Source organism: Brasilonema sp. UFV-L1, assembly GCF_012912105.1.
Lineage (GTDB): Bacteria > Cyanobacteriota > Cyanobacteriia > Cyanobacteriales > Nostocaceae > Brasilonema.
This window is the reverse complement of record NZ_QMEA01000261.1, coordinates 1-3,108: the sequence shown is the minus strand read 5'-3', so window position 1 is coordinate 3,108 and position 3,108 is coordinate 1. Positions and strand designations below refer to the sequence as shown.

Genomic DNA, 3,108 nt, shown 5'->3' with positions numbered 1-3,108 from the left:
GGGGATTTGAGAAGCCCACACTGACCCGTTAGGGCAGTGTGTGGTAGTTCACAAGACGTTCAGGAGCATCCACGATGAAATTTATCAAACTCCGCAACCTGGCATTTCCCAATTTCTTATTCTGACTTCTGGATTCTGACTCCTCGTTCCCTGGCTCAGCCAGGGAATGCGCTACTAGGAGGCTCGGCCTCCGGTACTTAGGTTGAGGCAGAGCCTCTTCGCTGGCATTTCCAGCCTGAGGCTGGAAACGAGTTTATTCCCAATTACCAACTCCTCGTTCCCTGGCTGAGCCAGGGAATGCGCTACTAGGAGGCTCTGCCTCCGGTACTTAGGTTGAGGCAGAGCCTCTTCGCTGGCATTTCCAGCCTCAGGCTGGAAACGAGTTTATTGCCAGTTACCAATTAAAATGTAGGGTGCCCAAAAGTAGGGATGTCTGTGATTTTTCAGGAGATTGACTTGAGCCTGACGCAAAGCTTCTGCTTTAGGCATTTTTTTATTAACCAAATTGTCGTAAAAATCAATCATTACTGTCGCAGTCGTCTCATCGGCAACATTCCAAAGAGTTGCCAATGTACTACGCGCTCCTGATTGTATAGCAACTCCTGCTATTCCTAAAGTAGCTCGGTTATCTCCTTTAGCTGTTTGACAAGCACTCAAAACCAGGAGATCAATTGGTTCTTGTTGGTTTGTCTCTCTCGTTCTCAGTACAGATTTTAACTCATTAACATTGACTTCACCATTCCAAGTCAGAATAAATGTATTTTCTGCCTGCGAACTAAATTGACCATGAGTTGCTAAGTGTATTACAAGTGCATTAGAAGACTTAACCGCTTCTGTGATTGTTGTGCTCGTAAATTGATTGTTAAGTAGTGTTTGCCGAACTGGAATTTTCACTTCTTCTGATATTTGATTCACTTCTCTTTTGACATAGGGTAAATCATTAAATATTCCAGGATATTTTTGTTCAAACCCTTTGGGTAATTCGCTCAGTCCAGCAACAACTACTCGTCTTTCTAATCTTTCTGCTCTCAGAGGAGTGATGGTTGGTAATACCTGCAAACCTGGTGATAAAGCAATATTGTATTCTTTTTCAATCAAAAATTGATTTCCATCATAAAGTGCTGCCATTGGAATATTTCTTAAGACTCCATCTAAAATAAACACAATATTTGTGTCTTTTTTTAAATCAGAGTCTAAAGTTTTTTGAACTAACCATTTATATAAATTCTGTAAATCTGGGAAAAATTCTCCACTGTTGCGATTTAACAGTTTTTGACTCAGTTCTTCAATGGTTTGTTCTATTTTATCTGAAGTAATAAAATTACCAGATTCATCTTTGGGAAAATCAGATGTATAACGGCGCTTGACTCCATTAGGGAGAGAGGTGATAACTGCCAAGCGGTCAGGTAATATTAAGGGATAAATAAAAACTGTGTTATTTTTCTTATCAATCTCGTCAACCTGAACCGGTTTAGCATCTACACAAGCTCTGCGAAAAAAGTTATCTAGCTCTGCTACTTGTAGTGAGTCAATCACTTCTGTTGCTGCCCTAATATTTTCTTCACTAGAATTTCCTTCTAAAAGAAAACTCACATATTCTCGATATACAGGTTCTACTTCATCTCGAAAAGAAAATTGCACATCACGGTTAACGACGGCTAAATCATTGCGCAGCGACTTGAGGTAATTGATTGCTTGTTTATAGGAGCCTTTCGCTTTATCATCATCGCCTAAGGCTTTAAGAATACGACCTAATTGCCATCGCCAACGATAGGCAATATCAGAAGCAGAAATTCCTTCAGCAAGTTTCACAGCTTGCTCTGTGAGATTTTGAGCTTCAGACCATTGTTGAGTTTGCTCGTACAAGTTGCCGAGAGTACCCAAGGCGTAGGAATAGGTACGATTATCTTGTAATTGTTGAGCTTGGTTAGCACTAACTTTAACTATCTCAGCAATTTCTCGCCAAGAAATGTTACTAGTATTGTTCTTTTGTTTTAGTTTTATCAGACTTTGGGCAAAGTTAATGCGAGCGTTAATACTACTACGGCTGGGTGGAATGCTAGCAATTCGAGATTGAATTTGAGGCAACAACCTCTGGTTGATATCTGATAAATTATTTTGTAATTCTTGTGATATTGTTTTCTCTTGTTCTGACAAATATTTTTTCTCTTGCTCTGATAATTTGTTTTTATCTGCCTCAGTTAAGTTGAATTGAATTTTGCGCTGTTGGTCTAATAATTTGTCTACTCTTAGACGCAAAAACCGTAGTTCATTGAGTTGTGATTCTAGTTGAGTCAGGGGTTTTTCAGAAGTGGTTGCGGCTTGACGATAATAATTTAAAGACTCTTGAATATATCCTTTAATTTTATCTTCTTCAATTTCATTATTGGCTAAAGCTTGGGCTGTGTTGCCTAAACTTAGCTGAATTTCTGCAACCTTTTGTTTTGATTGCTGTTTTTGAGCGATGATTAAACTTTTGAGCAAAACTTGCTGTGACTTGCTTAAATTTCCCAGCACTCGCAGAGTGTTACCGAGATTAAGCAATCGAGTTGCTTTCATGATGGAGTCAGATTGCTTGTTTGTGCTTTGTTCTACTGCATCTAGAGTATTATTAGCACGACGGTAAAATCCTAATGCTTGGAGTGCCTGAGCTTGGTTAATCTGGCTACCAGTGGTACCTGCTTCATCGCCAATTTGCTTATAAACTACTGTCGCTTCTTCCCAGCTTTTCAGTGCTTGGTCTGGTTGTCCTTGTGCTAATTGCAACTTACCTTTAGTATTTAAAGCTTGAGCGCGGATAGATAAATACTCTTTGGAACCTTTTTTGTTGTGTAATAGTGCCAAGCTGTTGTCAATCGCTTTTTCAGCATTAGCTAATTCTCCTAACTGTTGGTGAGTTAAAGAAAGATAGCTTAATGCCAAAGCTTGGTTCAGTCCATCTTCAACTGCTTGAAATCCCTGAGATGCCTGTGTGAAAACCTTGACTGCATCAGCAAATTTTTCTGCTTGATAAAGTTGCAAACCTTGCTCCAAAAGTGTCTTGGCATTTGCTGATATCAAGTTCGGATGATTAGTTATCATTGCAGTCCTCGTGTTACCCCTCCCCAA

At 39.6% G+C, this 3,108-nt stretch carries 1 protein-coding gene; it reads right to left on the bottom strand.

The features are described 5' to 3' along the window. Positions 1–384 precede the first annotated feature (384 nt). Entirely contained in the window at positions 385–3,081 is a 2,697-nt protein-coding gene (locus DP117_RS33805) for a CHAT domain-containing protein (protein WP_169222521.1), read from the bottom strand. Positions 3,082–3,108 lie beyond the last annotated feature (27 nt).

Coding starts and splice junctions, on each gene's coding strand:
- DP117_RS33805 (WP_169222521.1), bottom strand. CDS start 3,081: ATGATAACTAATCATCCGAACTTGATATCAGCAAATGCCAAGACACTT.